At 60.4% G+C, this 1782-nt stretch carries 3 protein-coding genes; all 3 read left to right on the top strand.

What is annotated here, in order from left to right; genetic code table 11:
• Nucleotides 1-828, top strand: an 828-nt coding sequence (locus tag C7389_RS24675; protein ID WP_133595311.1) for an RHS repeat-associated core domain-containing protein, incomplete at its 5' end; no start/stop codon positions are given.
• Nucleotides 825-1205 carry a hypothetical protein gene (locus C7389_RS24670; protein ID WP_133595310.1) on the top strand — a complete coding sequence of 127 codons (381 nt, stop codon included), beginning with the start codon at nt 825-827 and terminating at the stop codon, nt 1203-1205. The genes C7389_RS24675 and C7389_RS24670, both read left to right, overlap by 4 nt.
• A complete protein-coding gene (locus tag C7389_RS24665) occupies nt 1206-1649 on the top strand; it encodes a hypothetical protein (RefSeq protein ID WP_211168625.1) in 444 nt (147 codons plus the stop codon).
• Nucleotides 1650-1782: the final 133 nt, after the last annotated feature.

Genomic DNA, 1782 nt, shown 5'->3' with positions numbered 1-1782 from the left:
CTGGTGTGGTACGAAGGCACGGGCACGACGAACAAGACCTGGCTGTACGCAGACCAGTTGGGCAGCGTGGTGGGGGCGGCGAACAGCGCGGGCACCAGCACGGCGATCTACAGCTACGGCCCGTTCGGCGAACCGAACGTCACCACCGGCGTGCGCTTCCGCTACACCGGGCAGCAGTACCTGGGCGGGCTGAACCTCTACTACTACAAGGCGCGGTTCTACTCGCCGGCGCTGGGGCGCTTCCTGCAGACGGACCCGATCGGCACGCGGGACGATCTGAACCCGTATGCCTATGTGGGGAATAATCCGATTAATCGGATTGATCCACTGGGGTTGAATGCAGTTGAGGGTAGCCAACTCAGCGGTGGAGTGGGTGGGCTCCCGTGGGGTTCAAGCTTCACAGGAGAGCGTATTGAGGTGGCGTACTGCATTCCCTGCATTCCGCCTGCGGTCGCGGCGGTGGGGGAAGCTGTTACCGCTGCAGGCGGGTTTGGTGCAGGATGGTGGCTGGGGAGTAAAGTTAACGTCATCTACAACGAAGGGGCGAATTCGGCGGGCAGCAAGGAGCCTCCGGTTCCTGGTGCGACCTTAGGTGATAAGACGAAAGGTCGAACCACGCAATGGGAAAAGGGCGGTGGCATGGATGAGGCAAACAGAGACTTCGATGCCAAAGGTCCAGCGGATGTTGTTCCCCTACCGGATGGAGGACGTCGGGGTACGCTGCCGGATGGTCGCCAGATTAATGTAAGGCCCGATAGCACTGATGGTCGCCCGACTCTTGAGATCCAAAATGGTAAGAACCGCGACAAGGTGAGGTACGACCCATGAGTATCTACATTCCGATATTGCAGGAGTATGTCGGCAATGTGCGTATTGATCTTGAAGAGCTGATTGATCGTGCGGGTTGTCTCGTGCTTACCTTGGCCCGTACAGATGGTCGCCGAATACATTTAAAGTTCGACTCCTATATGGCATATCGAAAGCTTGATGAAGGAGACGCCTTACTTACTTTATCGGCCATGCGAAAGACAGGGGGGCTGAGCAAGTGCTTTTACCGCGTCGATGATTCGGACTTCCTCATTTGGTTCAATGCGGAGCGCTGTGGTCCGGCGTCTGGGCAGCCCCTGGGGCACTACTCGGTCGCGGCAATCAATGACGTCGTCGACGTGCTTTCGCTTGATCCGCCCACTGTCGAAATGGCGTAGTTGATAGCGTGTACTTACCCCGCCACCGCGGACAACGTCGTCTTCACCTACGACCTGCTGGGGCGGCGCACCCAGTCCAAGTACGCCAACAACAGCAGTGTCGCCAGCCACACCTGGGACGCGCTGGGCAGGATGCTCAGCACCACGCTGGGCACCAAGACGCTCACCTACCAGTACGACGCGGCGGGCAACCGCACCCAGCTGACCTGGCCGGAAACCAGCTTCTACGTCACCACCACCTTCGACGCCCTGAACCGGCCGACGGCGATCAAGGAACTGGGCACGACGAACCTCGCGACCTACGCCTACGACGACCTCTCCCGCCGCACCACGGTGACGCTGGGCAACGGCACCACCACCAGCTACGGCTACAGCCCTCAAGGCACGCTGGCGAGCCTGGGCCACGACCTCGCTGGCACCGCACAGGACCAGAGCTACGCCTAAACCCGCAACCCGCTGCGGGAGATCACCAGCCACAGCTGGAGCTACGACACCAATGGCAACCTGAGCGGCGACGGGGTGTGGACCTACACCTACGACGTGGACAACCGGCTCAAGAAGGCCACGAAGACAGGCT

It is taken from the genome of Azoarcus indigens (genome assembly GCF_004361735.1).
GTDB classification, from domain to species: domain Bacteria; phylum Pseudomonadota; class Gammaproteobacteria; order Burkholderiales; family Rhodocyclaceae; genus Azoarcus; species Azoarcus indigens.
Note: the sequence above shows the minus strand (reverse complement) of the source record. Positions and strands in the feature narration are given on the sequence as shown.

Excerpts from the sequence above, each read along its gene's own strand:
- C7389_RS24670 (WP_133595310.1), top strand. The coding sequence starts at position 825 with ATGAGTATCTACATTCCGATATTGCAGGAGTATGTCGGCAATGTGCGT.